Below are 25,976 nucleotides of genomic sequence, written 5' to 3' on the forward strand. Positions count from 1 at the left end.
GGTGGGGCCGCCCCCCTCACCCGCCGGACGGGCCGTGCTCCAGCGCGAAGTGCCCGATGACCCGGTCGCTGTTCCCCCGGGCCGCCTTCACCAGCTCCGCGTTGGGCTCGTCGTTGCCCCGCACCCACGCCCGCGCCCCCGCCACGTCCCGGCCGCCCGCCAGCTGCCGTTCCACCAGGCGCCCCGCGCGCAGCTCGTCGGCCGTCTCCAGGTACCAGACCGCGGCCAGCCACCGGCGGGCCTCCCGCCACCCCGGGATGTCGCAGGCCAGGTAGTTCCCCTCCGTCACGACCAGCCGCGCCGCGGGCCGCACGACGTGGCGCGCGGCGACCGGCTCGTGCAGCGTGCGGTCGTAGTCCGGTACGTAGACGTCGTGCCCGCGCTCCTCGGCGACCCGCCGGAGCAGCGCCGCGTAGCCCCGGACGTCGAAGCTCGGCGCGGAGCCCTTGCGGTCGGTCAGCCCGAGCCGGGCGAGCTGGGCGTTGGAGAGGTGGAAGCCGTCCAGCGGCAGGTAGGCGGCCGTGCCCGCGCCGTGGCGCCGCTCCAGCTCCGCGACGAGGGCGCGGGCGAACGTGGACTTCCCGGCGCCGGGCGGTCCCGCGATGCCGAGGAGGGCGCGGCCGTCACCGTCACCGGTCAGCCGCCAGGCGTCGGCGGCGAGCTCGTCGAGTGCCATCCCGGCAGCGTACGGGCGGGGCGGACGGGGCAGGGACCGGGGGCCGTCACTTCTTCGGCAGCCGCACCCGCCCGAACAGGTTCGGGTTGTAGCGCGAGAAGGTGGAGACCCTGACCTTGGTGCCCGGCCGGGCCGCCTCCAGGTACTGGCTGCCGCCCAGGTAGATCGCCACATGGTGGACCCCGGCCGCCTTGCCGTCCCGCGACCAGAAGACCAGGTCCCCCCGGCGCAGGGCGCTCCGCGGAATCCGTGCCGTGGCCCGGTACTGATCCGCGGCGATACGCGGCAGTCGTACGCCCGCCCGGCGGTACGCCTCCTGTACGAGTCCGGAGCAGTCCCAGCGGTGCGGCCCCTTCCCGCCCAGGGCGTACGGGTCGCCGACGTGCGCCAGCGCGTATGTGACGGCCGCCTCCAGGCCCTTGGCGGCGGCCGCGGCGTCCGCTTCTCCGGGAGCCGCCCAGGCCTCCGGGGCCGACGGCTCGTCCGGGAAGGCCTCCTGGCCGGGCAGGACCGGCTCGGCGGGAACGGCCTCCGCGTCCGGCGCCGCCTCCGGGAACTCCGGGGAATCAGGCGCCTCCGGAAGCACCCCCGTCTCCCCCTCAGTCCCCTCCGCGCCCTCCACCTCTTCCGCCCCGGACTCCGGCAGGCCCACGGTCCCGTCCCCGGCGCGCTCCCCCTCCTCGACGCCCCCCTCGACGCCCTCCTCGACGCCCTCCTCGGCCCCGTCCCCGTCCGCCGCCGCGGCCGTCCCGTCCCCGAGCGTCCCGTCGTCCGGGGACGGGACGGCGATCGTCCCCCCGTAAACGCCCCGGGCCGGCGCCGACGCCCCGTGCGGGACCGCGTCCTGCGCGGCGGGGACGAGGCCCGGCGGACCGTCCGCCGGGGCGGGGGCCGGACCCGAGCCGGCTATCACGGCCGCGCCCACCGCCGCCACGACGGCACCCCGGACGCCGCGTTTCCGGAAGCTCCGCCCGCCGTCACTCTGTGCAGCGCTCCGGGCCGTGCGGGGCAGCCGCCCCGGCCGTGCGCACCCGTCGCGCGCACGGCCACCGGGTATCGGTTCACTCGCCCGTGTCCGCACCTTCCGCCGCCTTTCGCTCTCGCCCGGGGTCGCCGCCGGGCTCGCGTCCGAGGGCCCGGTGCGCCGTTCGGACAGCTTCTCAACGGTCCGCGCCCCCCGCACCTCGCGCCGCACCGCCGGGCCTCCGACCTGGGCGGGGACGGAACCGCCGGCCGGCGGGCGGGCCCTGTACTCCGCCAGGGTGGTCATCGGCACCCTCAGGAGTGAGGTAGAGTTTTCTCCGTCAGCAGGCGCCGCTAGCTCAGTTGGTTAGAGCAGCTGACTCTTAATCAGCGGGTCCGGGGTTCGAGTCCCTGGCGGCGCACAGACAGCCGAGAGGCCCCTCACTCACCGTGAGGGGCCTCTCGGCATTCCCCAAGGCTTTCGTGTGCTGGCCAAGCGCCCTGCGGCAGGGCACTGTCTCCCAATGGCCAGTGACCTTCTGGAACGGATCAAGAAGCTCATCATCGACGGCCGGCTGCCCCCGGGAGCGCCCCTGCCCACCGAACGGGAGCTGACCGAGCTGCTGGGGACGGGCCGCACCTGTGTGCGCGAGGCGCTGAAGGCGCTCCAGGCGATGGGCATCGTGGAGATCCGGCACGGCTACGGCACCTACGTGGGCCCGATGACCATGGCCCCCGTGGTCGACGGGCTCGTGTTCCGCACCGTCGCGGGCCACCACCGCGGCGAGGACAGCCTGCTCCAGCTGCTGGAGCTGCGGGAGGCGGTGGAGGCGGGGCTGGCCCCCCGGCTCGCCGGGCAGGTGCGCGAGGCGGACCTGGCCGAGCTCGACGCGATCGTCGCCCGGATGGAGGACGAGACCCTGGCGGGCCCGGTCCGCACGGAGACCGACCGGGCCTTCCACGCGGCCCTCTGCCGGGGGCTGGACAACCCCCTGCTCGACGCGGTGCCGGAGGCGTACTGGCACGCCTTCCGCCAGGTGCGGGCCGGACTGACCCAGCAGGCCGCCGACCCGCGGGCCGTCTGCGCCCGGCACCGGGAGATCGTCTCGGCGGTGCGGGCCGGTGACACCGCACGAACGGAAAAGGCCATCCGCGATCACTTCTGCGACATTCGTACGCGTCTCCGACTGGAGTACCGCTTTGCCCGGTAAACACCTCGTTTAACCCTTGCGATCATGAAGTGGCGTCCGAGATCCTGAACGGCGGTTGTGATCCCGATCTCACTGCGCGAGCCGTGAGCCGGGAGGCACCGGAGGGAGCCGGTGCCGGAGCATCCGCGCCCGGCCGAGGGGGGTCGGCCCGGGTTCATGTACTGGCGTACCACGCAGGGCTCCTGCGTGTGGGGGGAATGAATCATGACGTCCACGCCTGCCGACGCGCGGCGGCAGATCCCGTACGATCCGCACGATCCGCCCCGCGATCCGGAGATCACCACCCGGCTGCGCATCCCCGCGCCGCCGGGCCCGGACGACGCGCGCCGGAGATCCCCGGCCGGGCCGCCCGGACGGCTCCGCCCGGCCCGGCCCGGCCACCCCCGGTACGACTACGAGCACTACAGCCGGCTGGCCGGCCCGCTCACCCGCCCGGGGGACGGTCCGTACACCGTGCGCTACCGCAGCCTGCTGGCCGACGAGCCGCACCGCGTCCGGGCCGCGCTCCTGCTGGGCGCGGCCCCCGTCGTCTCCGTGGTCCTGCTGCTCTGGCTGATGCAGCCCGCCCACTGGACCCAGCGCGACCACGCCACCCCGCTGATGCGCGCCCTCGACCTGGTGATGCTGGTGTCCATCGGCCTCATCGAGCTCTTCCGCACCCTGAACGTCGTCTCCAACGCCCACGCCACCCTGGTCGCGCGCGACCCGATACCCGTCGTCCCCGAGACCGGGACCCGGGTCGCCTTCCTCACCTCGTTCGTGCCGGGCAAGGAGCCGATCGGGATGGTCACCCGGACCCTGGAGGCCGCGGTCCGGGTCCGCCACCGCGGCCCCGTACACGTCTGGCTCCTCGACGAGGGCGACGACCCGGAGGTCAAGGCGGTGTGCGCCCGGCTGGGGGTGCGTCACTTCACCCGCAAGGGGGTGGAGAAGTGGAACCGGCCCAAGGGCCCGCACCGGGCCAGGACCAAGCACGGCAACTACAACGCCTGGCTGGACGCGCACGGCGACGACTACGACTTCTTCGCCTCCGTCGACACCGATCATGTGCCGCTGCCCAACTTCCTGGAGCGCATGCTCGGTTACTTCCGTGACCCTGATGTCGCCTTTGTCGTTGGACCACAGGTGTACGGGAACTACGACGGGGCGGTCACCAAGGCCGCCGAGAGCCAGCAGTTCCTCTTCCATGCCCTCATCCAGCGCGCGGGCAACCGTTACGGCGCCCCCATGTTCGTCGGCACCAACAACGTGGTGCGCATCAGCGCTCTCAAGGGCATCGGCGGCCTCTACGACTCCATCACCGAGGACATGGCCACCGGCTTCGAGCTCCACCGCCACCGCAACCCGGCCACCCGACGCAAATGGCGCTCCGTCTACACGCCCGACGTGCTGGCCGTCGGGGAGGGCCCGAACGCCTGGACCGACTTCTTCACCCAGCAGCTGCGCTGGTCCCGGGGCACCTACGAGACGATCATCAAGCAGTACTGGAAGGGCCCCTTCACCCTGTCGCCCGGCACCTTCCTCAACTACACCCTGATGGTCATCTACTACCCGATGACTGCGGTCAACTGGATGCTCGGCGCCCTCAGTTGCACGCTCTTCCTGGGCATGGGCGCCGCCGGCATCCAGATCGACTCCCAGATCTGGATGATGCTCTACAGCGACGCCGCCGCCCTCCAGATCGGCCTCTACATCTGGAACCGCCGGCACAACGTCTCCCCGCACGAGCCCGAGGGCTCCGGCGGGGTCGCCGGAATGGTGATGTCCGCGCTCTCCGCCCCGATCTACGCCCGCTCGCTCCTGGACGCGGTGCTGCGTCGCAGGAGCAGGTTCGTGGTGACACCCAAGGGCGACTCGGCCAGTCCGGACACCCTCTTCGGCACCTTCCGCATCCATCTGTTCTTTCTTCTGATCTTCGGCGGTTCACTGGTGGCCTCGGTCTTCCTCGGCCACACCCATGTGGCGATGCGCACCTGGGCGGCCCTGGCCGTCGTCATCACGGTCGCGCCGGTCGTCGCCTGGTGGTGGACCGCGCGCCACGGCAAGCAGCCCGAGGGGGCCCAGACATGAGACTCCGGCACCTGTCCGACGGGCGGGCCAGGTTCGGCATCAGCCGCCGCACCCGCCGCACGGCGGTGGGCGCGGCGGTCGTCCTCGCCCTGGCGGGCATGAACGGGCCGGCCATCTGGGGCTACGCCTCGGACCAGTACTACGACTACAAGATCAACCAGCCGGAGTACAAGGAGAAGAACGGCCACTGGGACGTCGTGGACGTCCCGGACGAGTACCGGATCAACACGATCCACGCGGCCCTGCTCCACACCGGCAAGGTGCTGCTGGTGGCCGGCTCGGGGAACAACGCGGCCAACTTCGCGGCGAAGACCTTCCGGACGGTCCTGTGGGACCCCGAGAAGAACACCTTCAAGGACGTCCCCACCCCCAAGGACCTGTTCTGCGCCGGCCACACCCAGCTGCCGGACGGAAAGCTGCTGGTGGCGGGCGGCACCCAGCGCTACGAGAAGCTGGAGGGCGATGTCACCCGGGCCGGCGGGCTGATGGTCGTCCACAACGAGAACCCCGACAAGCCCATGACCTTCCCGGCCGGCACCCGGTTCACCGGGAAGCAGAGCGGCAAGACCTTCGAGTCCAAGGACAGCGTCCTCGTCCCGCGCGCCAAGAAGGAACAGGGCAAGGACGGCAAGGTCAAGGTCACCGTCAGCACCGCCCGGGTCTATGTGGAGGCGCTGCGACAGGGCCAGGAGTACGAGACCGGGCTCACCGACAACTACCGCATCGAGGGCCTCAAGGGCGACGACAGCCGCAACTTCTACGGCATCGCCAACAAGCTCTCGTTCGACAAGAAGGACTTCCAGGGCATCAAGGACGCCTTCGAGTTCGACCCGGTCGCCGAGCGCTACATCACCGTCGACCCGATGAACGAGGCCCGCTGGTACCCGACGCTGACCACCCTTCAGGACGGCAAGGTCCTCTCCGTCTCGGGCCTGGACGAGATCGGGCAGGTCGTCCCGGGCAAGAACGAGGTCTACGACCCGAAGACCAAGAAGTGGACCTACCTCCCGCAGGAGCGGTTCTTCCCCACCTACCCGGCCCTCTTCCTCACCGACAAGGGGAAGATCTTCTACACCGGTTCCAACGCCGGGTACGGTCCGGCCGACAAGGGCCGCGACCCCGGCGTATGGGACCTGGGGAACAACTCCTTCATCCCGGTCCCCGGCATCAGCGACCCGGACGTGCTGGAGACCTCCATGTCCGTCCTGCTGCCGCCCGCCCAGGCCCAGCGCTACATGGTGCTGGGCGGCGGCGGGGTCGGCGAGGACAAGAAGTCCACGGCGAAGACCCGCATCGTCGACCTGCACACCGAGCGCCCCCGCTTCCGCGACGGCCCCGACCTCTACGCCAAGGCCCGCTACCCCAGCAGCGTCATCCTCCCCGACGACACGGTGCTCACCACCAATGGCTCGGGCGACTACCGGGGCCGCGGCAACTCCAACATCCTCAAGGCCGAGCTCTACGACCCCAGGGCCAACACGTCCCACCGGGTGGCCGATCCGCTGGTGGGCCGCAACTACCACTCCGGCGCGCTGCTGCTGCCCGACGGACGGGTGATGACCTTCGGCTCCGACTCGCTCTTCCGGGACAAGGACAACACCCAGCCCGGCGTCTTCCAGCAGCAGATCGACCTCTACACCCCGCCCTATCTGTTCCGTAAGGGCAGCCGTCCCGAGATCAAGGACACCGACCGGCGGACGGTGAAGCTCGGGGAGAAGACCACCTACCGGATCACCTCCGCGCACGGAGTCGCCAAGGCGCGGCTGCTCCGTCCGGGATCCTTCACCCACGTCACCAATATCGAGCAGCGGTCGATCGCGCTGGACCTCAAGAAGGAGGGGGCGGACCGCTACACCGTGACCCTCCCGAAGGACCCCTCCCTGGTGCCGCCCGGGTGGTACATGGTCATGGTGCTCGACGAGCGGGACACCCCGTCGGGGGCGGTGTGGGTGAAGGTGCCGACGGCGGAGAAGAAGGCCGAGGAGAAGGAAGAGAAGGAAGAGAAGAAGGAGAAGGAGTAGGAGCCCCGGGGCTCAGGAGCGCGCGTTGCGGGCCAGCTCCAGGGCGTAGGTCTCCCACCACTCCCCCGCGTCGGGGCCGCCCTTGCAGGCGCCGTCCGACTCACCGGGCCGCTTGACCCACAGATAGGCGTCCACCAGCTTGTCGCCGGTGCGGGTGGTCGGCGGCTCCCCGAGCGCCCGCCCGGAGGGGTTGCACCAGGCCTTCTCGTGGTCGCCGTCGGAGAGCGGCCCGTTCCCGTTGCGGCTGGTGTCGATGACGAAGTGCTTGTAGCCCACCAGCGCCGAGAGCGTATGCCCGTACTCCTTGCTGGCCCGGGTGGTCTGGAAGTTGGAGACGTTGAGCGCGAAGCCGTCCGCCCGGTCGATGCCCGCGCGGCGCAGCGGTTCCGCCATCCGGTCGGCCGGGGTGACCCAGCTGGGGTTGCCCGCGTCCAGGTAGACCTTGGTCCGCGGCAGCGCCTTCAGCTTGTGGACGGCCTCCTTGAGCAGCGCGTACCGCTCCTCGTGGAATTGCTGGGGCGTACAGCCGTCCTCCATGTGCGGCAGCGCGTCGGGCTCCAGGATCACGGTGGCGCTGCGGTCGCCGATGCCGCTCGCCGCCCGGTCCAGCCAGGCCCGGTAGGAGTCGCCGTCGGCGGCACCGCCCTGCGAGTACTGGCCGCAGTCGCGGTGCGGGATGTTGTAGAGCACCAGCAGCGCGTCCCGGTCGGCCCGGTCGGCCGCCTCGGTGAAGCCGCGGGTCTGGCTCTCGGGGTCGTCCACGCCGATCCACTCGGCGACCGGCTGCTGGGCGATCCGCCCGATCAGCCGGGCGTCCTGCTCCTTGCCGTCCTTGCGGAGCCGGGACACCTGCTGGGCGGCGGTGCCGTTGGGGTTCACCCAGAACGGGGACTGCGCCCGGGGGATCTGCGAGGGGGAGGCCGCGGAGGGTTCCGGGCGGGGGGCCGCCTCGTCGTCGGAGGAGGAGCAGCCGGCCAGGAGCGTCAGCGCGCCCACCGCGGTGGCCGTACGGATCAGGGCCGTACGGGCTCGGCGGGTGTGGCCGGTGTGACTGCCGTACATCCACTCCCCCTTGGAAGTACTTCCGGGAGACGCCTCGGGTCCCCTCGGGACAATGAACCGGTCGTCCCCATGCTGGCACAGCGTGTCCACGATCGTGGGCAGTCATCTCATGACATGACGACAGATCGCTCTGTCGGAGCACAATTGCCGGTTCCCGTCCGGTTCAGGCCCGTCCGCTTCCGGTCAGGTAGGCGGAGACGACCACATTGGCGCTGTACTCGCGCCGGGTCCGGTCGTAGTCGCCGCCGCAGGTGATCAGCCGGAGTTCGGCCCGGGTGGCGTCACGGGGGCCGTAGACCTTCGCCGCGTCGAACCGGTCCTTGGTGAAGACGGTGACGTCCTCGACGGTGAAGTCGGCGGTGGAGCCGTCCACCCGGGTGACGGTGACCGTCTCGCCGCGCTGGAGGCCGGCGAGGTCGTAGAAGACGGCGGGCGACCGTTCGGTGTCCACGTGTCCGACGAGCACGGCCGCGCCGAGGCTGCCGGGCTGCGGGCCGCCCCGGTACCAGGCGACGGTGCCGGCCCGGTCGTACGCCGGGGGCTCCACGGCCCCCTGCGGCGTCAGGCCGTGGCCCTCGATCGGGGCGCTCAGCCCCATGGCCCGGACGGCCAGCCGCTCCGGCTGGGCGCCGGGCAGCGGGGCGTGCGGCGGGGGCAGCTCCCGCACGGGCGGGCGGCCGGCGGCGGCCACATCGCCGGTGGCGGGCCAGGTCGTGGCGGGCACCTCGGTGGCCTCGCGGCCCCACAGCCACAGGGCGAGCAGCAGGGCGGCCCAGGCCAGGCCCGTCAACAGGCGGCCGTGGCCGCTGGCACGTGGTTCGGACATGGCACCCGGTCGCTTCCGCTCACCGCCTGCCCGCTTCGGTACGTCGGCGGTACCAGATCAGACCGCCGGCGATCGCCACGCCGACACCGCCGACCACGAGGCCCGGGGTGCCGGGCGAGCCGGAGGCGGCGAGGGGCGCGGTGCCACCGCCCCCGGCCGGGACCGGTGCGACGGGGACGCCGTGGTCGTGGTCGTGGTCCGCCCCGGCGAGCGTGCCGTGGCCGTCCAGGCCCTCGTGGCCCCGCCCGTCATGGCCGTCGTGACCGTCGCGCCCGTCACGGCCCTCGGTGAGGGAGGCGGCGCCGGCGTCCGGGACGATGATCAGCTGCCCTTCGGCGACGCCGTCCCGCCCGTCGCAGCTGATCTTGACCGGGTAGGTCCCGGCGGTGGTGGTGGAGCGGACCGTGGCCTCGGCGACGTGGCCGGTGGTGTCCCTGGTGAGCTTGGCATCGGTCACGAACGCCTCCGAGACGGCCGTGGCGCGATCGCCGGTGCACCCGGCGACGCGCACTCGCACGTCGGCCCCGGGCTTGGTGGTGACGGGGATGATTTCGACCGTTCCGGTCCTGGCGGTCACGGGATCATCGAGGGCATGGGCGGGAGCGGCACCGACGGCGACCGCCGCCAGCGCACCACAGAGTGCGGAGCGGACTGAAACCATGATGAACCTCCTGATACCTCAGAAGTTCACCTGTCGGGGACGCGCTCCGCATCCGCTCCGTGCACCCGTTACTCCAATCGGTGACGAACCGGATGTCCGTACCGCCCGGACGGCGGGCATCCGGTCCCCCCGGCCGGAGCAACGGGGGGGACCGGCTCGGGAGCCTCAGATCAGCTCGGTGAGGTCCGCGATCGAGTCGACGACCCGGGACGGCCGGAACGGGTACCGGTCGATCTCGTCCGGCCGGGTCAGCCCGGTGAGCACCAGGAACGTCTCCATGCCGGCTTCCAGGCCGGCGAGCACGTCGGTGTCCATCCGGTCGCCGATCATGGCGCTGGTCTCCGAGTGGGCGCCGATCACATTGAGCCCGGCGCGCATCATCAGCGAGTTCGGCTTGCCGACGAAGTAGGGCTCGCGCCCGGTCGCCTTGGTGATCAGCGCGGCGACGGATCCGGTGGCGGGCAGGGCGCCCTCGGCGGACGGGCCGGTCTCGTCGGGGTTGGTGGCGATGAACCGGGCGCCCGCGTTGATCAGACGGATGGCCTTGGTGAGCGCTTCGAACGAGTACGTCCGGGTCTCCCCCAGGACGACGTAGTCGGGGTCGGCGTCGGTGAGGACGTAGCCGATGTCGTGCAGGGCGGTGGTCAGCCCGGCCTCGCCGATGACGTACGCGGAGCCGCCCGGGCGCTGGTCGTCCAGGAACTGGGCGGTGGCCAGGGCGGAGGTCCAGATGTTGCCGACGGGCACGTCCAGGCCGATCCGCTGGAGGCGGGCGTGCAGGTCGCGCGGGGTGTAGATGGAGTTGTTGGTCAGCACGAGGAAGGGCTTCCCGGAGTCCCGGAGCCGGGCGATGAAGGCGTCCGCCCCCGGCACCGGGATGCCTTCGTGCATCAGCACACCGTCCATGTCGGTGAGCCAGGACTCGATGGGCTTGCGCTCTGCCACTGCGGAACTCCTGCCGTGCTGGGCCCGCCGCCGGGCCCGCGGGCCCTCGCCGGATGTCGGGGACGAACCGGAACCGGCGGGGCTCGCCCGCCGGACCGGCACCTCCAGCCTAGTCAGCCCGTGGTGGCGGCCTTCCAGGCGTCGACGTAGGAGGTGAGGTTGCGGTCGATGTCCGCCCAGTCCGGGCGGAAGATCTCGGTTCCCTTCATGATCTCCGCGAGCGCCGCCGCGTTCCTGTCGGTCGCCTTCACATCCGTACGGGCCGCGAAGCCGCCCGCCGCCGAGGAGACCTGCCGCTGCACGTCCTCGGAGAGCAGGAAGTCGAGGAACTTCTTGGCGTTCCCGCTGTGCGGTGCCTTCCGCACCAGCCCGGCGGCGTACGGGAGGGAGAACGTGGTGGGCTTCCCGGCAGCGCCCGCGGGGAAGAAGATGCCCTGGTCGCGCAGGGTCGTCATCCGGGCGAAGTTCATCTGGACGTCGCCGTTGGCGACCAGGAGTTCGCCCTTGTCCGTCTTGGGGGCGAGCTGGCCGGTGGAGGAGGACGGGCCGACGTTGTTCTTCTGGAGCTTCCCGAGGAAGTCCATCGCCGCGTCCTTGCCGCCGAAGTCGTGCATCGCCTTGACCAGCACGGCCGTTCCGTCGCCCGCGACGCCGGGGGTGGAGTACTGGAGCTTGCCCTTGAACTTCGCGTCCAGCAGGTCGTTCCAGGTCTTCGGCGGGGACTTCAGCTGCTTCGTGTTGTAGATGAAGCAGAAGTAGTTGTTGACGACCGACGTCCACTTCCCCGCGGGGTCCTTGTCCCCTGCGGCGACCTTGTCGGACCCCTGGGGCCGGTACTCCTGGAGGAGTCCCTTGCCGTCGGCCTGCTGGATGAACGGCGGGAGCGTGACGATCACGTCGGCCTTGGTGTTGCTCCGCTCCCGGGCCAGGCGCTGCACCATCTCGCCCGAGCCGCCCTCGACGTACTTCACCTTGACGCCGGTCCTCTTCTCGAAGTCCCGGAACACCCGGTCGTAGAACCCGGATCCGTCCTCGGCCCGCAGGCCGTCCGCGCTGTAGACGGTGATCTCCTTGGCGTCGGGGTCCGTGCCGCCGCCGCAGGCGGTGAGGGAGGCGCCCAGGGCAAGGACGACGGCGATCGGTCCGGGGGATCTGCGAGGCATGGCGGAACTCCTGTTGCGGGAGGGCACGGTGGGGTCGGGGTTCAGCGGTACGAGGCCCGGGTGCGGATCCGGCCGACGGCGAGCAGCGCCAGCAGCGTCGTGCCCGTGAGGACGACGGCGAGGGCCGCGCCGGGGAAGAGCGCGCCGCGGTCGGTGAAGGCGAAGATCTTCACGGGGAGGGGCAGCCAGTCGGGCGGGTAGAGCATCATGGTGGCGCTCAACTCGCCCATGGACAGGGCGAAGCAGAGCCCGCCGGCGGCGGTCAGGGACGGCAGCAGCAAAGGCAGTTTCACCCACAGCAGGACGTACGCCGGGGAGGCGCCGAGGCTCGCGGCGGCCTGTTCGTACGCCGGGTCGAGGCGGGCGAGCGCCGCCGTCACCGACTGGTACGCGAAGGCCGTCACCAGGACGGTGTGCGCGACGACGACGATCTGCGGCGTCCCGTTGAGCAGCAGGGGCGGCTCGGAGAAGGCGACCAGCAGCGACAGCCCGACGACGACGGACGGGACGGCCACGGGCAGCAGGAACAGCCCGTCGACCACCCGCCGCCCGCGCGCCCGCAGGCCGCCGGCCGCGAGGGCCGCCCAGGTGCCCAGGACGAGCGCGAGCGCGCTCGCGGCGAGGGCGGTGAGCAGGCTGGTGGTGAGGGCGTCGAGGGCGTCGCCCCGGAGGGCGGCCCGGTAGTGCGCCGTCGTCGCGCCGGAGGGCAGGGCGCCGCTCCAGCGCGTCGCGAACGAGGCGGCGACGATCACCAGGAAGGGCAGTGCGAAGACCGGCAGGAAGAGCACGAAGAAGACGGCCCACGCCAGGCAGCGGGCGGCGCGGCTATGCACGAGCACGGCGGATGCCTCCTGGTTCTGCGGCGCCCCGGCGGGCGTTCCCGCGGAGCACGAGGGCGCGGTAGAGGGAATAGAGGGCCACGGAGAGGGCGATGTTGACGACCGCGACGACGCACGCGCCGGTCCAGTCGCCGTCGAGGATCGCCTTGCCGTAGACGAGCATCGGGAGCGTGGTGACGTCCTTGGCGCCCGTGAACAGCACGATCCCGAACTCGTTCAGGCACATCACCAGCACCAGCGAGCCGCCGGCGGCCAGGGAGGGCAGCGCCTCGGGCAGGATCACCTGCCGCACGATGCGCGGCGCCCGCGCGCCGAGCGAGGCCGCCGCCTCCACCTGTGCCGTCTCCACCTGGGAGAAGGCAGCCAGCAGCGGCCTCATGACGAACGGTGTGAAGTAGGTGACCTCGGCGAGCAGGACGCCCCACGGCGTGTGGAGGAAGGCGAACGGCCCGGTGGCGGCGCCGGTGACGTCGGTCCAGAGGCCGTTGGCCATGCCGACGGTGCCGTAGATGAAGAGCAGGGCGAGAGTGATGAGGAAGGAGGGGAAGGAGAGGAAGACATCGATGAACCGGCTGACCGCCCTGCTCCCGGGGAAGGGCACGAACGCGACCACCAGCGCCAGCACGAAGCCGGCCAACAGGGCCCCGGCGGTGGCCCCGAGAGCGATGAGCACGGTGGTGACGAGGGCGTCGAGGAACGCCGGCTGGGCGAGGACGTCCCGGTAGGCGGCCACGGACAGGCCGTCGGAGCCGTCGGGGGTGAGGGACTGCCGGACGAGCAGGGCGAGCGGGTAGAGGAAGAACAGCCCGAGGACGGCGAGGGGCGGCAGCAGCGGCGCGAGCCGGAGCAGCCGTCTCCCGGAGGGTGCGGAACCGGTCGTCCGGGGCGCGGGAACCGCCCGTTCCCCGGTGTGCTCCCGCCCCGGACCACCGGTTCCGGTCTCCACGCGGACGCTACTCATGCCGTGTCCCCGGAGGGAGGAGCGCCGCGTCCTCGGAGGCGAAGTGCAGGGTCACCGAGGCGCCAGGCCGCGGCGCCTCCCGCAGTTCCCTTACGTCGGCGGTCACTTGGTGGCCGGCCGCGTCCACGGTCAGCCGGTGGTGGGTGCCCCGCCACTGGGCCTCGACGAGCGTGCCCGGCAGCGCGTTCGGCCCGTCGCCGAGCCCGACGAGGTGGGGCCGCAGGCACAGGGTGGCCGTGTCGCCGGGGGACGCTGCGCCGGCCGGTACGTCCGGCAGCGCGACGCCGCCGAGCCGCACCCCCCGTTCGGCCACCGTCACCGGCAGGAGGTTCGCGCCGCCGACGAAGGCGGCCGTGAAGGCGGTGCGCGGGCGGCGGTAGAGGTCCTGCGGGGTGCCGCAGTCCCGCAGCCGGGCACGGTCCATGATCGCGATGCGGTCGGCGAGGGTGAGGGCCTCGGTCTGGTCGTGGGTGACGTAGAGCATCGAGACGCCGGGCATCTCGCGGTGCAGCCGGGCCAGTTCGGCGAGCATGCCGGAGCGCAGCTGCGCGTCGAGCGCGGACAGCGGTTCGTCGAGCAGCAGGACGTCCGGACGGACGGCCAGCGCCCGGGCGATGGCGACGCGCTGCTGCTGGCCGCCGGACAGTTCGCGCGGGTAGCGGCGGGCGTAGGCGGTCATCCCGGTCATCTCCAGCGCCTCGGCGACCCGCCGGGCGATATCGGCGCGCGAGGTCTTCGGGCCCTGGGGGCGGGTCCGTTGTGCCTTCGGTCCGAAGGCGACGTTGGCGTCGACGCGCAGGTGCGGGAAGAGGGCGTACTGCTGCACGACCATCCCCACCCCGCGCCGGTGCGGTGCCAGCCCGGTCACGTCGCGGTCGCCGATGAACACCCGCCCGGCGGACGGCCGGACGAAGCCGGCGACGGCCCGCAGGGCAGTGGTCTTGCCCGAGCCGGAGGGGCCGAGGAGGGCCATGACCTCGCCGGGTTCGACGGTGAGGTCGAGGCCGTCGAGGACGGTCGTGCGGCCGTAGGCGACGGAGACGCCGTCGAAGCGGATGCCGCTGCCGCCGCTCACGTGACGGCTCCCGTCGCGGTCGGGCGCTCGAACGCGGCGATGGCGGCCGGCAGTTCGGCGACCGAGCCGAGCACATGCGTCGCACCCGCCCCGCGCAGCGCGTCGGCACCGTGCGCACCGGTCAGCACGCCCGCCACCAGCGAGGCTCCGGCGCGGCGGCCGCTCAGCACGTCGTACGCGGTGTCGCCGGCCACCGCGACGTCCGCCACCGCCTCCGCGCCACGGGTGCGCAGCAGCGCCGTGAGGACGAGGTCGGGGTACGGGCGGCCGCGGCCGCCGGCGTCGGCCGGGCAGAGGGTGAGGTCGGCGAGGCCGTCCCAGCCCAGGGCGGAGAGCAGGGCGTCCTGGGTGCCCCGAGCGAATCCGGTGGTCAGCACCACCGTCCGGCCCTCGGCGCGCAGCCGTTCGACGGCCTGCCGGGCGCCGGGGACGGGTGCGCAGTGGCCGTCGGCCACCAGCCGCCCGTACGCCTCCTCGAACACCGCGTTGGCGTGCCGGGCCCGGGCCTCGTCGCCCCCGCAGAGGTGACGGAAGACGGAGATCTTCGACTCGCCCATCGTGGCGCGGACATGGGCGAGGTGGCCGGCGTACGCCGCCGAACCGGGCCCGGCGCCGAGCGCGCGGGCCGACGCCTCGCCGAAGACCCGTTCCACGAGGCCGTCGTCGGCGACGGTGGTCCCGGCCATGTCCAGGACGACCAGGGTGATACGCCTGTTCCCGGCTTCTTCCGGTGCCCTCTGCTCGTTCACTCCCGCCTCACCAGCCCAACTCGTCCGCGGTCGCCTCGGCGATCGCGGGGGAACAGGTCATACCGCGCCCGCCGGGCCCGGTCACCAGCCACACGCCGTCGCGCACCCGCTGCCGGTGCACGACCCGTCCGGCGTCCAGGCACTGCGCGTACACCCCGGCCCAGCGGCGCCGGACCGCCGGGAGCGGGCGGCCGAGGAGCGCGGTGGCGACGGCCGTCAGGTGCTCGTACGGCTCCTCGTCCACGTCGAACGCGAAGGGCGCCGCGTACTCGTGGGTGTCGCCGATGGTCAGCCCGCCGTCCGCGCGCTGGACCATCAGCAGCTGCATCGCGTGCGCGGCGGCGACGGGCGGCTGCCGCCGCGCGGCGGTCAGCGCGTCCAGGGCCGGGGAGCGGTAGGCGGGGTAGTAGCGGAAGCTGTCGGCGTCCGCGACGGAGGTGGTCAGCCGTTCGCCGAGCGGCGCGGTCTGCATCATCTGCAGCCGCACCCTGCGTACGGGCAGGTCGGGGGCCAGCTCGCGGACGAGGCCGCCGAGCCATGCCCCGGTGGCGAGGACGACGGCGTCCCCGGTGTGGACGGTGCCGTGGTCGTCGCGCACGCCGCGCTCGCCGACGACCTCGCGGACCTCGCGTCCGCCGAGGAAGGTGTAGCGGCCGGTGGTGAGGAGCGCGTCCCGCAACGCCCGCTGGGCGGGCCGGGGTTCGACCGCGGCGTCCCGTGCGCACCACAGGGCGCCCAGGTAACTGCCGCGCAGGGCCGGGTTGCGGCGGCGCGTCTCGTCCGCGTCGAGGAGCGCGTAGCCGCGGGCCGCCGCGTCCGGGCGGGCCACGGCGGCGCGGGCGACGGCGAGTTCGTCCTCGTTCGTGACGACCGTCAGCGATCCGTTGGCCCGGAACCCGAGGGCGGGGACACGGGCGCCCAGCTCCTCCCAGAGTTCGCGGGCCCGTAGGGCGGTCTCCAGTTCGGCACCGGCGGCCCGGCCTCCGACCCAGACCAGACCGAAGTTGCGGACGGAGGCGCCCCGGGCCTCGGTCTCGCGCTCGATGTGGACGACCTCGTGGCCGCGTTGGACTGCGTGCCAGGCGTGCAGGGTTCCCAGCACGCCGGCTCCGACGACGATGACTCGCATGGCCCGAACGGTCCTCGGGGCGGGTGGCGCCGGGGAGGACGGACGGCGACGGGGTGGTGAACCGGGCCTCAATCTTGGACCAGACCCGTTATCTTTCTGTTACTTGAGCTGATTCGGTCCGGCCCGTCGACGGACTCAGCCGCGCAAGTGCGCGGTGAAGGAGAAGCGGTCACCCCGGTACAGCGACCGGACGCGCTCCAGCGGCCTGCCCCCGGCGTCCCGGGAGACCCGGTGGATCAGCAGCATCGGCAGCGCGGGCGGCGTCCCGACGAGCAACGCCTCGCGGGGCGTGGCCAGTACGGTCTCCAGCCGCTCGTCCGCGTCCCCGAACACGATGCCCAGGCGCTCGCGCAGATAGCCGTAGAAGGACGTGTCCGGCTCGAAGTCCGCGTCCAGGCGCGGCGCGCGCCCGACCGCCACGTACGTGCTCTCCAGCCCGACCCGCTCGTCGTCCGCGCACAGCACCCGCTCCATGTGCCAGACGGGCTCACCGGCCCGGACCCCCAGGTCGGGGGCGAGCGCCTCCGGGCAGGGGAAGCGTTCGAGCCCGACCAGGGCACGCCCGGGCCGCCGCCCCTGACGGCGGACGCCCTCCGTGTAACTGGCCAGGGACAGCGGCTGCTCCAGCTTCGGCCCCGCCACGATCGTGCCGCGCCCCGACCGCCGCAGCCGTCCCTCCAGCAGCAGGTCGCGCAGCGCCTGCCGTACGGTCTCCCGCGCCACCCCGAACCGGACGGCGAGGTCGCGTTCGGCCGGCAGCGCCCGCCCCTCACCCAAGTCGTCGAGCAGCTCGGACACTTGGGCCTTGACGGCGTAGTACTTGGGGACGCGGCCGTGCTCGGGGATTCCGTCCCTCACGGGTGCGCCGGGCGCCCGGCCCATGGCCGCGCGGCCGGTGCAGTGCGTGTAGTCCACGGGGTGATCCTCGCACCCGGGGGGAGTGGTCGATCGGGGTGGGGCCGCCGTCTCCGCGGGTCACCGCTTCATCCGCCGGGCCCACAGCATCAGGCCCACGCCTCCCCCGAGACAGACACAGGCGAGGGCGCCGAGCACGGGCACGGCGTACGAGCCGCCGGTGGCGGCGAGGACGGGCGGCCCGGGGTCCTGCCCGGGCGCCGGCACGGCGGGCGGGGTCGGACCCGGGGTGACGGGGGCGGGGGCGGGGACCGCGGCGGGGCCGACGGCGAACGTGTAGTCGCCGGACTCCCCGACCCATGCGCCGTCCGCGCCGCGCCGCTGCACCGCCGTGACGTTGGCGGTGACGGGCCCTTCCGGGGCCGCCTCGGTGAAGCCGAGGCGCAGCGGGACGACGACCGTGCGGTGGGCGGGGACTGCGAAGCCCCGGAAGCCGGGGGAAGCCTTCCCCTTCCCGCCCGGGGCCTTGCCCGCGGGACCGCCCGGGCCGCCGTCCGCGTCCCCGCCGAGGACGCCCACGTTCTCCGCCTCCTCCGTCCGCTCGAACCGCACCGGCCGCCAGCGGGCCCCGTCCTTGTCGTAGAACTCCAGACGGATGTGCTCCGGCCTGAGCGCCCGGTTCCGGTCGGACAGGACCGCGACGGGGTGCACGTCCCGGCACTCGGCGCCCGTGACGTTGCGCAACTCCAGCTCCCACGCCGGTCCGTCGGCCCCGCGCTCGTACACGTCGGAACCGCCGCTGAGCCGCGAGGCGATCGGGAACTCGGGCCCTGCCACGTCCGCGCACCCCGCGGGGGCGGCGGCACCGGCGGGCGCGGCCGGGCCGAGGAGGAGGGCGGACAGGACGAGCGCCCCTACGGCTACGGCGTGAACCGGGAGCGCACGGAACTGCGGCATCGTGGGACCTTTACGCATGGGAACTCCTGTCGGCCGGGAGCATCCCCGCCGCGCGCCCGACGGCGACGGACACGACGGACATGTCCCCCGGCCGGCGGCAGACTTCCGCCCGTTGGGCGGAGTACGGCTCCTCCGGACGGGTTGCGCGGGGCCGACGGGCTCCGCCCGTCAGGCGCAGAGGACGTAGAGCGTGACCGTCCTGCCCTGCTTGTTGCCCGGCAGCGGCTCGGTCGTGATCGTCCACCCGCGACGGTCGCCCGTGGGGTGCGAGTCCACGATGTAGTTGTGAGGCTCATGCACCTGCACCCCGCCGCTGTGCGCATGCTCCTTCGTCGGGCAGTACAGCGTGTGCGTGGCCGCCTTCCCCGCCGGGTCCTTGAACGTCCTGCTGATGCCGTGCGGCGCGGCGCCGGCGGGAGCGGCGGCGGTGAGGAGCAGGGCCGCGGCGAGGGCGGAGACGAGGGCGGCTGTTCTCATGGGGTTCCCCTTCACAGTGGGCCGAAAAGTCGTCATCACATGAGAAACAACGTAGTTCGGCGAGAAGGGTGCAATTCGTTCCCTCGGAAGAGTGAGCACGGGGGCGCGCGGACGGCTCTTCGTGGGGCGCGGTGTCGTGCGGGGTCCGGGCAGCCGACCCCGCGTGCGCGGGGACTGCACCACGATCGAGCCGTTCGGCTCCATGCGGGTGGGGCCATCCCCGCGCGCGGGGACCATGACGAGGACGGCAACGTCCCACAGGTCGGCCAGGGATCACCCCGGCTTGCGCGGGGACCTCGTCCGGACCACACGGCTCGAACTGGCCGGCCAGGGACCATCCACGCGCACGTGGGGACCACACGGATGTGCCCTCGTTGGAGACCGCCAGCATGGGGCCACCCCCGCACACGCGGGGACCACCGACCCGTCTGTGGCGAGGACAACGGGTTCGTCGGGCCACCCCGGCGCACGCGGGGACCGCTCGAGGAACGGGCCAGGCTCGAATTTAGCGTTCGGACCATCCCCGCACACGCGGGGACCACGTCACCGTCGGCACCTTCGTCTCGTTCGTGACCGGACCATCCCCGCACACGCGGGGACCACTCCAGGCACTTGTGCGGCCGGTCGCTGGCTTCGGGACCATCCCCGCACACGCGGGGACCACAGTCCGCCACCTGGCCAACTGTCCTGCCGAAGCGGCAATTTTACTCACTTGCCGAAGAGGGGCGCGAGCACCAGCTCCGCCGCGCCCCCCACCACGAGCCGCGCACCCCCCGGAGCGACGTCCACCGGCGTCGTGGGGCCGAGCACGGCGCGGACGCCGTCCGCGTAGGGGCCGGGGCGGGCGAGGATCGTGCCGCCGCCGAGCAGGACGTGGTCGATGTCCAGGAGGCGTACGAGGTTGAGGGCGCCGATGCCGAGGAGGCGGGCGGCGCGGGGGGTGTCGCCGTCGGCGACGGCGGCGAGGCAGAGTGCTTCGAGGCAGCCGCGGTCGCCGCAGGCGCACAGGGGGCCGTCGACGAGGACGACCTGGTGGCCGAATTCTCCGGCGCCCGTGCGGGGGCCCCGGTGGACGCCGCCGTCGAGGACGAGTCCGGCGCCGAGGCCGGTCCCGAGGTGCAGGTAGGCGAAGGAACCGGTGGCGCGGGGGGTGCGGAGGGCGAGGCCGAGGGCGGCGGCGCTGGTGTCCTTGTCGACGACGACGGGCAGGCCGAGCCGGTCGCTCAGCGCGTCGCGCAGCGGGAAGCCGTCCCACTGCGGGAAGCCGGTGACCCGGTGCAGGACGCCGCTGCGGTGGTCGAGCGGGCCGGGGACGGCGACGCCGGCGCCGAGCACACCGCCGGTGGCGTGGTCGGCGAGCAGCGCGGTCACCGCGTCGGCGACGGCGTCCAGTACGGCCTCCGCGCCCGCCCCGAAGGCGAGGGGCGCGGTACGGGTGGCGGCCTCGGTACCCGTGAGGTCGACGAGGGTGACGGTCAGCGCGTCCCGGTCGAGGTGGAGTCCGACGGCGTGGGCCGCGCCGGGGACGAGCCGCAGGGCCGTGGCCGGCTTGCCGCCCGTGGAGAGGCGGCGGCCCGCCTCGGCGGCCAGCCCGGACTCCCGCAGCCGACCCGTGATCTTGCTGACGGCCTGCGGCGTCAGCCCGGCGCGGGCGGCCAGCTCCGCCCGGCTGGCACCGGCCGGTCCGGCGCCGCGCAGCAGGCCGAGGACGACGGCGGTGTTGTGGTCGCGCAACGCGGCCAGGTTGACTCCTGGATCGGTCCTGTTCACGGGACCATTGTCGTGGCCGCTTGCACTTTTGCAACACTGTTGCCAAAGTGGCGGCCATGGATGGCTCCCCCGACACCTCCGGCACCTCCGGCCCCCCTCTCCGCGTCGGCCTGATCGGCTACGGCGTCGCGGGGTCGTTCTTCCACGCTCCACTGATCGCCGCTTCCGAGGACCTGGCCCTCGACACGGTCGTCACCGCCGACCCGGAACGGCAGCGGAAGGTCCTCGCCGAGCACCCCGGCGCCCGGACCGTCCCCGGCACGGACGAACTGTTCGCCCGTGCCGACGAGCTCGACCTGATCGTCGTCGCGTCCCCGAACCGCACCCACGTCCCGCTCGCCCGGCGTGCCCTGGAGGCCGGGCTGCCCGTGGTCGTCGACAAGCCCCTCGCCGCGACCGCCGCCGAGGCGGAGGAGCTGGGCGCGCTCGCCGAGGAGCGCGGGCTGCTGCTGAGCGTCTTCCAGAACCGCCGCTGGGACAACGACTTCCGCACGGTCCAGGACATCGTCGCCGACGGGACCCTCGGCCGCGTCCTGCGCTTCGAGTCCCGCTTCGAACGGTGGCGCCCCCAGCCCAAGGGCGGCTGGCGCGAGTCCGGCGACCCCGCCGAACTCGGCGGGCTGCTCTACGACTTGGGGAGCCACCTGGTCGACCAGGCGCTGACCCTCTTCGGCCCGGCCGTCACCGTCTACGCCGAGGCGGACGTGCGCCGCCCGGGCGCCGAGACGGACGACGACACCTTCATCGCCCTGCGCCACGCCAACGGCGTCCGCTCCCACCTCTGGATGAGCGCCACCGCGGCCCAACTCGGCCCCCGCTTCCGGGTGCTGGGCAGCGACGGCGGCTACGTCAAGTACGGCCTCGACCCGCAGGAGGGCGCCCTCCGGGAGGGCCTGCGGCCCGATACCGACACCCCCTGGGGCGTCGAGCCGCGGTCGATCTGGGGCCGGCTCGGCGAGGGCGAGTCCCCGCTGACCGGTGGCGGCGAACCACTGCCCACCCTCCCCGGCGACTACCCCGCCTACTACGCGGCGGTCGCCGCGGCCCTGCGCGACGGCGGACGTCCGCCGGTCACCGCCACCGAGGCCGCGGCCGCGCTCCGCGTCCTGGAGGCGGCGCGGACGTCGGCGGCGGAGGACCGGACGATCACCCTCTGACGTTCACCGGCCGCCGGTCGTGCGCGACGCCCGCTCCGACCGCCGGCACGACGTCAGCTTCCGTTCCCGGCGGGGCCGGAGAGGGCGGCCACGTTCCCCACCTGTCCCGTCGGTTTTCCGATCAGTACCGCCGAGGACGGTGACATGCTGGAATGGCGGCCATGAGCCAACAGGACCTCCCCACCGTGGAGATCATGGATGGCCCGGCCGCGGCCCGCGCCGAGGACGCGTTCCGCCTGGTCTACGCCGAGACGTTCGCCGAACCGCCCTACGGCGAGACGGAAGCCGACGTCGACGTCACCTTCGACCGCTTCCGCACCGAAACCCGGCACCCGGCCTTCCGCGCCGCCCTCGCCCGCACCCCCTCCGGCGAGCCCGTCGGCATGGCCCTCGGCAGAACGCTCGACGCTCTTCCGGGCCGGTGGGACGCCTGCGTCGCCCCCGCCGACCGGTCCCGCACCTTCTTCCTGATGGAACTGGCGGTGCGCGCCGGCCACCGACGGCACGGCCTCGCCCGGCGACTGCACGGCACACTCCTCGACAGCACGACCACCGAGCGGGTCATCCTCGCCGTCCAACTCGCCGCGACCCCCGCCCTCACGGCCTACCACGCCTGGGGCTACCGGAAGCTCGCCGAGACCGACCCCTGGGGCAACGGCACCCACGCCGTGATGCTGCTGGACCGGCGCGGCGGTCACTGACCTCGGCTGCCTCCGGGCCCGGCGGACGGCACCGCCGACCGTGCCGGTGGGCGGGCGGGGCGGCATCGGTGGGCGATTTACATGGCGGGTGCTCGGCCGACCGTCCGCTTCGTCGTTGCGCGCGTCGAAAGGCGGCGGCTACGGGGGAGGGGGCGCCACGGCTCCGCGCAGGTCCGCGTGGGATGGGCTGGCGGGGGCCGTGGAGCCGGCAGTGCGGGTGGGGTGGTTCGGCCTTCAAGAGTGGTGGAATGGGGCGGGGAAATAGGGCAAATCGCCGTCTGGGGCGCCCACTTCCACCAATTGCGGCCGGACGCCGACGGACCGCCTTCCGGCCGCGCGCTCAGGCCCTCCCGCCCGCACCCGAGGGACGGGCCCCGCTCCGCGTAGCCCGCCGCCTTGGGCCCGCAGGGCCCGAGACGATACCGGCAGCCGGACGAGCAGCATGCCGCCCCACCCGCCCCAACGCCCCCTGTCGGCAAGCGTCGGCTCAGCCCTCCGCCCGGGAGCGGTACAGGACGCCCAGGGCCAGGCCCGAGCCGAGGAGGACGAGGCTGCCGCCAAAGACCATGTCGCCGCTCATGGGCGGTCCGCTGTGGCCCTGTTCGTGGGCGTCGCCGGTGGTGCGGGCGGCGGCGAGGGGTGCGACGGTGATGGGGAGGCGGGCTCGGAGGGCCGGGTCGGTGGGGAGGGCGGTGGGGGTTGCCGAGCGGAAGGACCAGGAGGAGAGGCCGTCCTCCTGGACCTGGTCCGCGCCGGTGAGGGGCGCACCGCCGACGCAGGCGCCCGGGGCGCCGGCCGCGCAGAGGGCGGCGGAGTCCGGTTCCGGTGCGCCGGGGGTGGTGAAGGCGCAGAGGAGCAGGGCGCCGCTGATCGTCGTCGCCACGACCGTCGCGGTCGCGGCGACGGTGGCCCTGGCGGTGGGGCGGGCGCGCAGACGAGCCCGCTGCTTTCTGTGCCGCATATCCGAAAATAAGCACATCGGAACCGACCCCCTCGGGCAGCACACGCGCCCGTTCCCCCGAACGCACCGTCCCACCGGACCGGTCGGCCGGTCGGCCCATCGGCCTCAGCGCCACGAGGCCGGGCGCCGCCCCCTCACCCGTCCTTGATGTGCTGCCGCTGACGGCCCAGTCCGTCGATCGCGAGCTCGACGACATCTCCGGAGCGGAGGTACGGCTTGGGCTCGGGCCTGCCGAGGGCGACGCCCGCCGGTGTGCCGGTGTTGATGACGTCTCCAGGGTAGAGCGTCATGAACTCGCTCACGTAGCGCACGACATGAGCGACGGGAAAGATCTGGTCCGCCGTGCCGCCGTGCTGCATCAGCTCGCCGTTGACCCAGGTGCGGATCGTCAGCGCCTGGGGGTCGGGCACCTCGTCGGCGGTGACGAGCCAGGGGCCGAGGGGGTTGAACGTCTCGCAGTTCTTGCCCTTGTCCCACTGGCCGCCGCGTTCGAGCTGGTACGCGCGTTCGGAGACGTCGTTGCTGATGGTGTAGCCGGCGACGACGTCCCTCGCATCCTCGTCGGTGCCCAGGCGGCGGGCGGTGCGGCCGATGACGACGGCGAGCTCGGCCTCCCAGTCGGTCTTGAGACTGCCGGGCGGGACGAGCACGGGGTCGTCGGGGCCGACGACCGTGTCGGGGGCCTTGAGGAAGAGGGCCGGCTCGGCGGGGGTGCGGGCCCCGATCTCGGCGATGTGGGCACGGTAGTTGAGGCCCACACAGACGATCTTGCCGATCCGGGCCACCGGCGGTCCGACGCGCAGGCCCGCCGGGTCCAGGGCGGCGAGGACACGGGCGCCGACGGCGGCCCGCACGCGGTCCAGCAGGGACGCGTCACCGAGGAGGGCGCCGTCCACGTCGGGGACGAGCGCGGAGAGGTCGCGCAGCGTCCCCTCCTCGTCCAGCAGCGCGGGGCGTTCCGCCCCCGCCGGGCCGACCCGGAGCAGTTTCATCGGTACAACCCCCCGTGTGTCGGCGGACTCGGTGCGTAATGCGCGACCGGTCGATCGTCCAAGATCCGGGGGCCGGTCGGCAAGGGGCGTTTCGGCCTGCGGACGGCGCTGACCAGCCTTCGAACACCCCTACGCCCCCGTCGTCACCTGCCCTGCTTGCGCCCTCCCCCGCCGCTCTTCCCACCGCTCCGGCTCGCGTGGCCGCTCCGGCTCGCACCCGCGTTCCGGCTCCGCGCACCGGTCCGCTTCCTCCCGGCGTTCCGGTTCTTCCCGCCGCCCTGGTTCCGTCCGGCGTTCCCGTTCCCGTTCCCGTTTCTGGCGACGGGGGACGGCGACGTGTGGTCGGCCACCGGGGACGGCGCCGGCGCCGCCGGAGCATCCGAGGCTGCCGAAGCTGCCGGAGCTGCCGGAGCGACCGCCGTTTCACCCGCTGCTTCCGCCACCGACCGCTGCAAGTACGCCCGTTCCGCCGCCGACCACAGCGTCGTCGTCACCACGTACAGGGCCGCCGCGAGCGGCACGACAGCGACCGTGATCAGCGTGGCGAAGGACAGGAACGGCGAGATCCTGGCCACCACGGCCATCGCCTCCGCCCCCGGCGCCCCCGCCCCCGGTGCCCCCGCTCCGCCGGCGAGCGCCGGTGTCGTGGCGGCCAGTCTGCGGGTGCGCCGGAACGTCCAGGTGGCGACGGCCGCCACCACGGCGAACAGCGCCAGGTAGACGAGACCGTGGGGGCCGAACGGGCCCCCGTCGCCGAGTGCGCCGGTCCACCGGCCGCCGAGCGGGGCGCCGAGCAGTGTGTGGTCGAGGAGGTCACCTCCGGAGCCGGTGGAGAACAGGTGGTACATCAGGTAGAAGACGGGCAGTTGGACGAGCATGGGCAGGCAGCCCGCCATCGGGGACACGCCCGCCTTCTCGTGCAGCTCGGCGGTCGCACGGTGCAGCCGTTCCGGGTTCTTCGCGTGCTTGCGCCTCAGCTCCGCCAGTTGCGGGGCCAGCGCCGCCTTGGCCCGCTCGCCCCGGGCGGCGGAGCGGGCCAGCGGGTGCAGGCCGAGCTTGACGCACAGGGTGAGCAGCACGATCGTCGCGGCCGTCGCGGATGCCCCGAAGACGGGTTCTATCGCGTCGGCGACATGGGTCAGGAGCGCACCGAGGGGCGCGAAAAAGGACATGGTCGATCCCTCCACGGGGACTCGTCTGCCGGAAGTCGGTGCGGCGAACCGGGCAGTGAGCCGGTTCGGCGCATTCGGCGTGACGAGCCGCGCGGCTCCACGACGCGCGTCGGAGGCCATGCGAACGGTTCTCGGAGGGCCCGTTCAGGGCCCGGACGCATGGATCGGACAAGGGCGCACGCGCCCGTAACGGGCCGTGCGTCACCAGGGCGACGAGGAGTGCCTACGCGGCCGTCGGGAGGAGACGGCCGGGGGCTCGGGGCCGGCGACGGCCCCGCGCGTCGGGATCGCGTTGGGCGAGGAAGGCGGTGCGCAGCTCCCTGTCCCGGATCGCGGTGCGTATTCGGGTCGGCGTGAGCGGGCCCGTACGGACGGCGGCGACGAGGACGGCGCAGAGGGACAGGGCCACCGCGACGGCCGTCGTCGAGGCGACGGCGACCGCGCTCATGAGGACGCTGAGCAGTCCGCACTGCGCGAGCAGGAGTTCGGCGCACAGGACGAGGAGCACGCTGATGTGCGTGCGAACGGCGTTGCTCATCGTGCCCCCCTTCCCCGGCGGACGGAGTCCCGGATTCCCCTCGGA

25 protein-coding genes and 1 tRNA gene are annotated in these 25,976 nt (G+C 73.2%); 6 read left to right on the forward strand and 20 right to left on the reverse strand.

Annotated features, from left to right (window positions below; translation table 11 throughout):
* Positions 1 to 16: 16 nt before the first annotated feature.
* On the reverse strand, positions 17 to 676 hold the full coding sequence (locus HN013_RS12885) for a nucleoside/nucleotide kinase family protein (protein ID WP_171166221.1): 660 nt from the start codon (positions 674 to 676) through the stop codon (positions 17 to 19).
* Between the two features lie 46 nt (positions 677 to 722).
* Entirely contained in the window at positions 723 to 1,610 is an 888-nt protein-coding gene (locus tag HN013_RS12890; protein ID WP_171166222.1) for a C40 family peptidase, read from the reverse strand.
* A gap of 377 nt (positions 1,611 to 1,987) precedes the next feature.
* Here HN013_RS12890 and HN013_RS12895 point away from each other — a divergent pair.
* From HN013_RS12895 to HN013_RS12910, 4 genes are all read left to right on the forward strand, one after another.
* Positions 1,988 to 2,061 (forward strand) — tRNA-Lys (locus HN013_RS12895).
* 102 nt (positions 2,062 to 2,163) lie between these two features.
* Positions 2,164 to 2,850: a FadR/GntR family transcriptional regulator gene (locus HN013_RS12900; RefSeq protein ID WP_171166223.1), complete on the forward strand. Its 687-nt coding sequence runs from the start codon at positions 2,164 to 2,166 to the stop codon at positions 2,848 to 2,850.
* Positions 2,851 to 3,054: 204 nt separating this feature from the next.
* Positions 3,055 to 4,920 (forward strand): glycosyltransferase family 2 protein, encoded by a 1,866-nt coding sequence (locus HN013_RS12905; RefSeq protein WP_171166224.1) that lies wholly within the window; start codon positions 3,055 to 3,057, stop codon positions 4,918 to 4,920.
* Positions 4,917 to 6,941: a kelch motif-containing protein gene (locus HN013_RS12910; RefSeq protein WP_171166225.1), complete on the forward strand. Its 2,025-nt coding sequence runs from the start codon at positions 4,917 to 4,919 to the stop codon at positions 6,939 to 6,941. The genes HN013_RS12905 and HN013_RS12910 overlap by 4 nt, the downstream gene beginning before the upstream one ends.
* A gap of 12 nt (positions 6,942 to 6,953) precedes the next feature.
* Here HN013_RS12910 and HN013_RS12915 read toward each other — a convergent pair whose 3' ends face one another.
* The 14 genes from HN013_RS12915 to HN013_RS12980 all read right to left on the reverse strand — a co-directional run bounded on the left by HN013_RS12915 (position 6,954) and on the right by HN013_RS12980 (position 20,410).
* Positions 6,954 to 8,003 (reverse strand): glycoside hydrolase family 6 protein, encoded by a 1,050-nt coding sequence (locus HN013_RS12915; protein WP_171166226.1) that lies wholly within the window; start codon positions 8,001 to 8,003, stop codon positions 6,954 to 6,956.
* Positions 8,004 to 8,166: 163 nt separating this feature from the next.
* Positions 8,167 to 8,829, reverse strand: coding sequence for a class F sortase (locus HN013_RS12920; protein WP_171166227.1), 663 nt, complete (start codon positions 8,827 to 8,829; stop codon positions 8,167 to 8,169).
* A gap of 19 nt (positions 8,830 to 8,848) precedes the next feature.
* Complete coding sequence (locus HN013_RS12925; protein WP_171166228.1) at positions 8,849 to 9,490, reverse strand: hypothetical protein; 642 nt, start codon at positions 9,488 to 9,490, stop codon at positions 8,849 to 8,851.
* A 165-nt stretch (positions 9,491 to 9,655) separates the two neighbouring features.
* Positions 9,656 to 10,435, reverse strand: coding sequence for an HAD-IIA family hydrolase (locus HN013_RS12930; protein ID WP_171166229.1), 780 nt, complete (start codon positions 10,433 to 10,435; stop codon positions 9,656 to 9,658).
* Positions 10,436 to 10,548: 113 nt separating this feature from the next.
* Complete coding sequence (locus HN013_RS12935; RefSeq protein WP_171166230.1) at positions 10,549 to 11,598, reverse strand: 2-aminoethylphosphonate ABC transporter substrate-binding protein; 1,050 nt, start codon at positions 11,596 to 11,598, stop codon at positions 10,549 to 10,551.
* 41 nt (positions 11,599 to 11,639) lie between these two features.
* Positions 11,640 to 12,437 carry an ABC transporter permease gene (locus tag HN013_RS12940; protein ID WP_171166231.1) on the reverse strand — a complete coding sequence of 266 codons (798 nt, stop codon included), beginning with the start codon at positions 12,435 to 12,437 and terminating at the stop codon, positions 11,640 to 11,642.
* Complete coding sequence (locus HN013_RS12945) at positions 12,424 to 13,398, reverse strand: 2-aminoethylphosphonate ABC transporter permease subunit (RefSeq protein WP_171166232.1); 975 nt, start codon at positions 13,396 to 13,398, stop codon at positions 12,424 to 12,426. Before HN013_RS12945 ends, HN013_RS12940 begins: the two co-directional genes overlap by 14 nt.
* Positions 13,391 to 14,473 (reverse strand): ABC transporter ATP-binding protein, encoded by a 1,083-nt coding sequence (locus HN013_RS12950; RefSeq protein WP_312018589.1) that lies wholly within the window; start codon positions 14,471 to 14,473, stop codon positions 13,391 to 13,393. The genes HN013_RS12945 and HN013_RS12950 overlap by 8 nt, the downstream gene beginning before the upstream one ends.
* Positions 14,470 to 15,222, reverse strand: coding sequence for an HAD family hydrolase (locus tag HN013_RS12955; RefSeq protein WP_312018590.1), 753 nt, complete (start codon positions 15,220 to 15,222; stop codon positions 14,470 to 14,472). The genes HN013_RS12950 and HN013_RS12955 overlap by 4 nt, the downstream gene beginning before the upstream one ends.
* 7 nt (positions 15,223 to 15,229) lie before the next feature.
* Positions 15,230 to 16,351, reverse strand: coding sequence for a TIGR03364 family FAD-dependent oxidoreductase (locus HN013_RS12960; RefSeq protein WP_171166233.1), 1,122 nt, complete (start codon positions 16,349 to 16,351; stop codon positions 15,230 to 15,232).
* 135 nt (positions 16,352 to 16,486) lie between these two features.
* A complete protein-coding gene (locus HN013_RS12965; protein WP_171166291.1) occupies positions 16,487 to 17,233 on the reverse strand; it encodes a GntR family transcriptional regulator in 747 nt (248 codons plus the stop codon).
* A 93-nt stretch (positions 17,234 to 17,326) separates the two neighbouring features.
* Positions 17,327 to 18,181, reverse strand: a complete 855-nt coding sequence (locus tag HN013_RS12970) for a hypothetical protein (protein WP_171166234.1) — start codon at positions 18,179 to 18,181, stop codon at positions 17,327 to 17,329.
* A 150-nt stretch (positions 18,182 to 18,331) separates the two neighbouring features.
* Entirely contained in the window at positions 18,332 to 18,640 is a 309-nt protein-coding gene (locus HN013_RS12975) for a hypothetical protein (protein ID WP_171166235.1), read from the reverse strand.
* A gap of 708 nt (positions 18,641 to 19,348) precedes the next feature.
* Positions 19,349 to 20,410 carry an ROK family transcriptional regulator gene (locus tag HN013_RS12980; RefSeq protein WP_171166236.1) on the reverse strand — a complete coding sequence of 354 codons (1,062 nt, stop codon included), beginning with the start codon at positions 20,408 to 20,410 and terminating at the stop codon, positions 19,349 to 19,351.
* 56 nt (positions 20,411 to 20,466) lie between these two features.
* Here HN013_RS12980 and HN013_RS12985 point away from each other — a divergent pair, with 56 nt between their 5' ends.
* Together HN013_RS12985 and HN013_RS12990 are read left to right on the forward strand one after the other, a co-directional pair.
* On the forward strand, positions 20,467 to 21,567 hold the full coding sequence (locus HN013_RS12985) for a Gfo/Idh/MocA family oxidoreductase (protein WP_171166237.1): 1,101 nt from the start codon (positions 20,467 to 20,469) through the stop codon (positions 21,565 to 21,567).
* Positions 21,568 to 21,728: 161 nt separating this feature from the next.
* Positions 21,729 to 22,268 carry a GNAT family N-acetyltransferase gene (locus HN013_RS12990; protein WP_171166238.1) on the forward strand — a complete coding sequence of 180 codons (540 nt, stop codon included), beginning with the start codon at positions 21,729 to 21,731 and terminating at the stop codon, positions 22,266 to 22,268.
* Between the two features lie 487 nt (positions 22,269 to 22,755).
* Here the strand turns inward: HN013_RS12990 and HN013_RS12995 are convergent, their stop codons facing one another.
* From HN013_RS12995 to HN013_RS13010, 4 genes are all read right to left on the reverse strand, one after another.
* Positions 22,756 to 23,229, reverse strand: a complete 474-nt coding sequence (locus HN013_RS12995; protein ID WP_171166239.1) for a hypothetical protein — start codon at positions 23,227 to 23,229, stop codon at positions 22,756 to 22,758.
* Positions 23,230 to 23,363: 134 nt separating this feature from the next.
* On the reverse strand, positions 23,364 to 24,221 hold the full coding sequence (locus tag HN013_RS13000; protein ID WP_171166240.1) for a fumarylacetoacetate hydrolase family protein: 858 nt from the start codon (positions 24,219 to 24,221) through the stop codon (positions 23,364 to 23,366).
* 143 nt (positions 24,222 to 24,364) lie between these two features.
* A complete protein-coding gene (locus tag HN013_RS13005; protein ID WP_249374980.1) occupies positions 24,365 to 25,393 on the reverse strand; it encodes a membrane protein insertase YidC in 1,029 nt (342 codons plus the stop codon).
* 223 nt (positions 25,394 to 25,616) lie between these two features.
* Complete coding sequence (locus tag HN013_RS13010; protein ID WP_171166241.1) at positions 25,617 to 25,931, reverse strand: DUF6412 domain-containing protein; 315 nt, start codon at positions 25,929 to 25,931, stop codon at positions 25,617 to 25,619.
* Positions 25,932 to 25,976 lie beyond the last annotated feature (45 nt).

Source organism: Streptomyces sp. I05A-00742, assembly GCF_013055795.1.
GTDB lineage: Bacteria > Actinomycetota > Actinomycetes > Streptomycetales > Streptomycetaceae > Streptomyces.

Coding starts and splice junctions, on each gene's coding strand:
- HN013_RS12885 (WP_171166221.1), bottom strand. CDS start 676: ATGGCACTCGACGAGCTCGCCGCCGACGCCTGGCGGCTGACCGGTGAC.
- HN013_RS12900 (WP_171166223.1), top strand. CDS start 2,164: ATGGCCAGTGACCTTCTGGAACGGATCAAGAAGCTCATCATCGACGGC.
- HN013_RS12905 (WP_171166224.1), top strand. CDS start 3,055: ATGACGTCCACGCCTGCCGACGCGCGGCGGCAGATCCCGTACGATCCG.
- HN013_RS12910 (WP_171166225.1), top strand. CDS start 4,917: ATGAGACTCCGGCACCTGTCCGACGGGCGGGCCAGGTTCGGCATCAGC.
- HN013_RS12915 (WP_171166226.1), bottom strand. CDS start 8,003: ATGTACGGCAGTCACACCGGCCACACCCGCCGAGCCCGTACGGCCCTG.
- HN013_RS12920 (WP_171166227.1), bottom strand. CDS start 8,829: ATGTCCGAACCACGTGCCAGCGGCCACGGCCGCCTGTTGACGGGCCTG.
- HN013_RS12925 (WP_171166228.1), bottom strand. CDS start 9,490: ATGGTTTCAGTCCGCTCCGCACTCTGTGGTGCGCTGGCGGCGGTCGCC.
- HN013_RS12935 (WP_171166230.1), bottom strand. CDS start 11,598: ATGCCTCGCAGATCCCCCGGACCGATCGCCGTCGTCCTTGCCCTGGGC.
- HN013_RS12945 (WP_171166232.1), bottom strand. CDS start 13,398: ATGAGTAGCGTCCGCGTGGAGACCGGAACCGGTGGTCCGGGGCGGGAG.
- HN013_RS12960 (WP_171166233.1), bottom strand. CDS start 16,351: ATGCGAGTCATCGTCGTCGGAGCCGGCGTGCTGGGAACCCTGCACGCC.
- HN013_RS12965 (WP_171166291.1), bottom strand. CDS start 17,233: ATGGGCCGGGCGCCCGGCGCACCCGTGAGGGACGGAATCCCCGAGCAC.
- HN013_RS12970 (WP_171166234.1), bottom strand. CDS start 18,181: ATGCGTAAAGGTCCCACGATGCCGCAGTTCCGTGCGCTCCCGGTTCAC.
- HN013_RS12975 (WP_171166235.1), bottom strand. CDS start 18,640: ATGAGAACAGCCGCCCTCGTCTCCGCCCTCGCCGCGGCCCTGCTCCTC.
- HN013_RS12985 (WP_171166237.1), top strand. CDS start 20,467: ATGGATGGCTCCCCCGACACCTCCGGCACCTCCGGCCCCCCTCTCCGC.
- HN013_RS12990 (WP_171166238.1), top strand. CDS start 21,729: ATGAGCCAACAGGACCTCCCCACCGTGGAGATCATGGATGGCCCGGCC.
- HN013_RS12995 (WP_171166239.1), bottom strand. CDS start 23,229: ATGCGGCACAGAAAGCAGCGGGCTCGTCTGCGCGCCCGCCCCACCGCC.
- HN013_RS13000 (WP_171166240.1), bottom strand. CDS start 24,221: ATGAAACTGCTCCGGGTCGGCCCGGCGGGGGCGGAACGCCCCGCGCTG.
- HN013_RS13005 (WP_249374980.1), bottom strand. CDS start 25,393: ATGTCCTTTTTCGCGCCCCTCGGTGCGCTCCTGACCCATGTCGCCGAC.
- HN013_RS13010 (WP_171166241.1), bottom strand. CDS start 25,931: ATGAGCAACGCCGTTCGCACGCACATCAGCGTGCTCCTCGTCCTGTGC.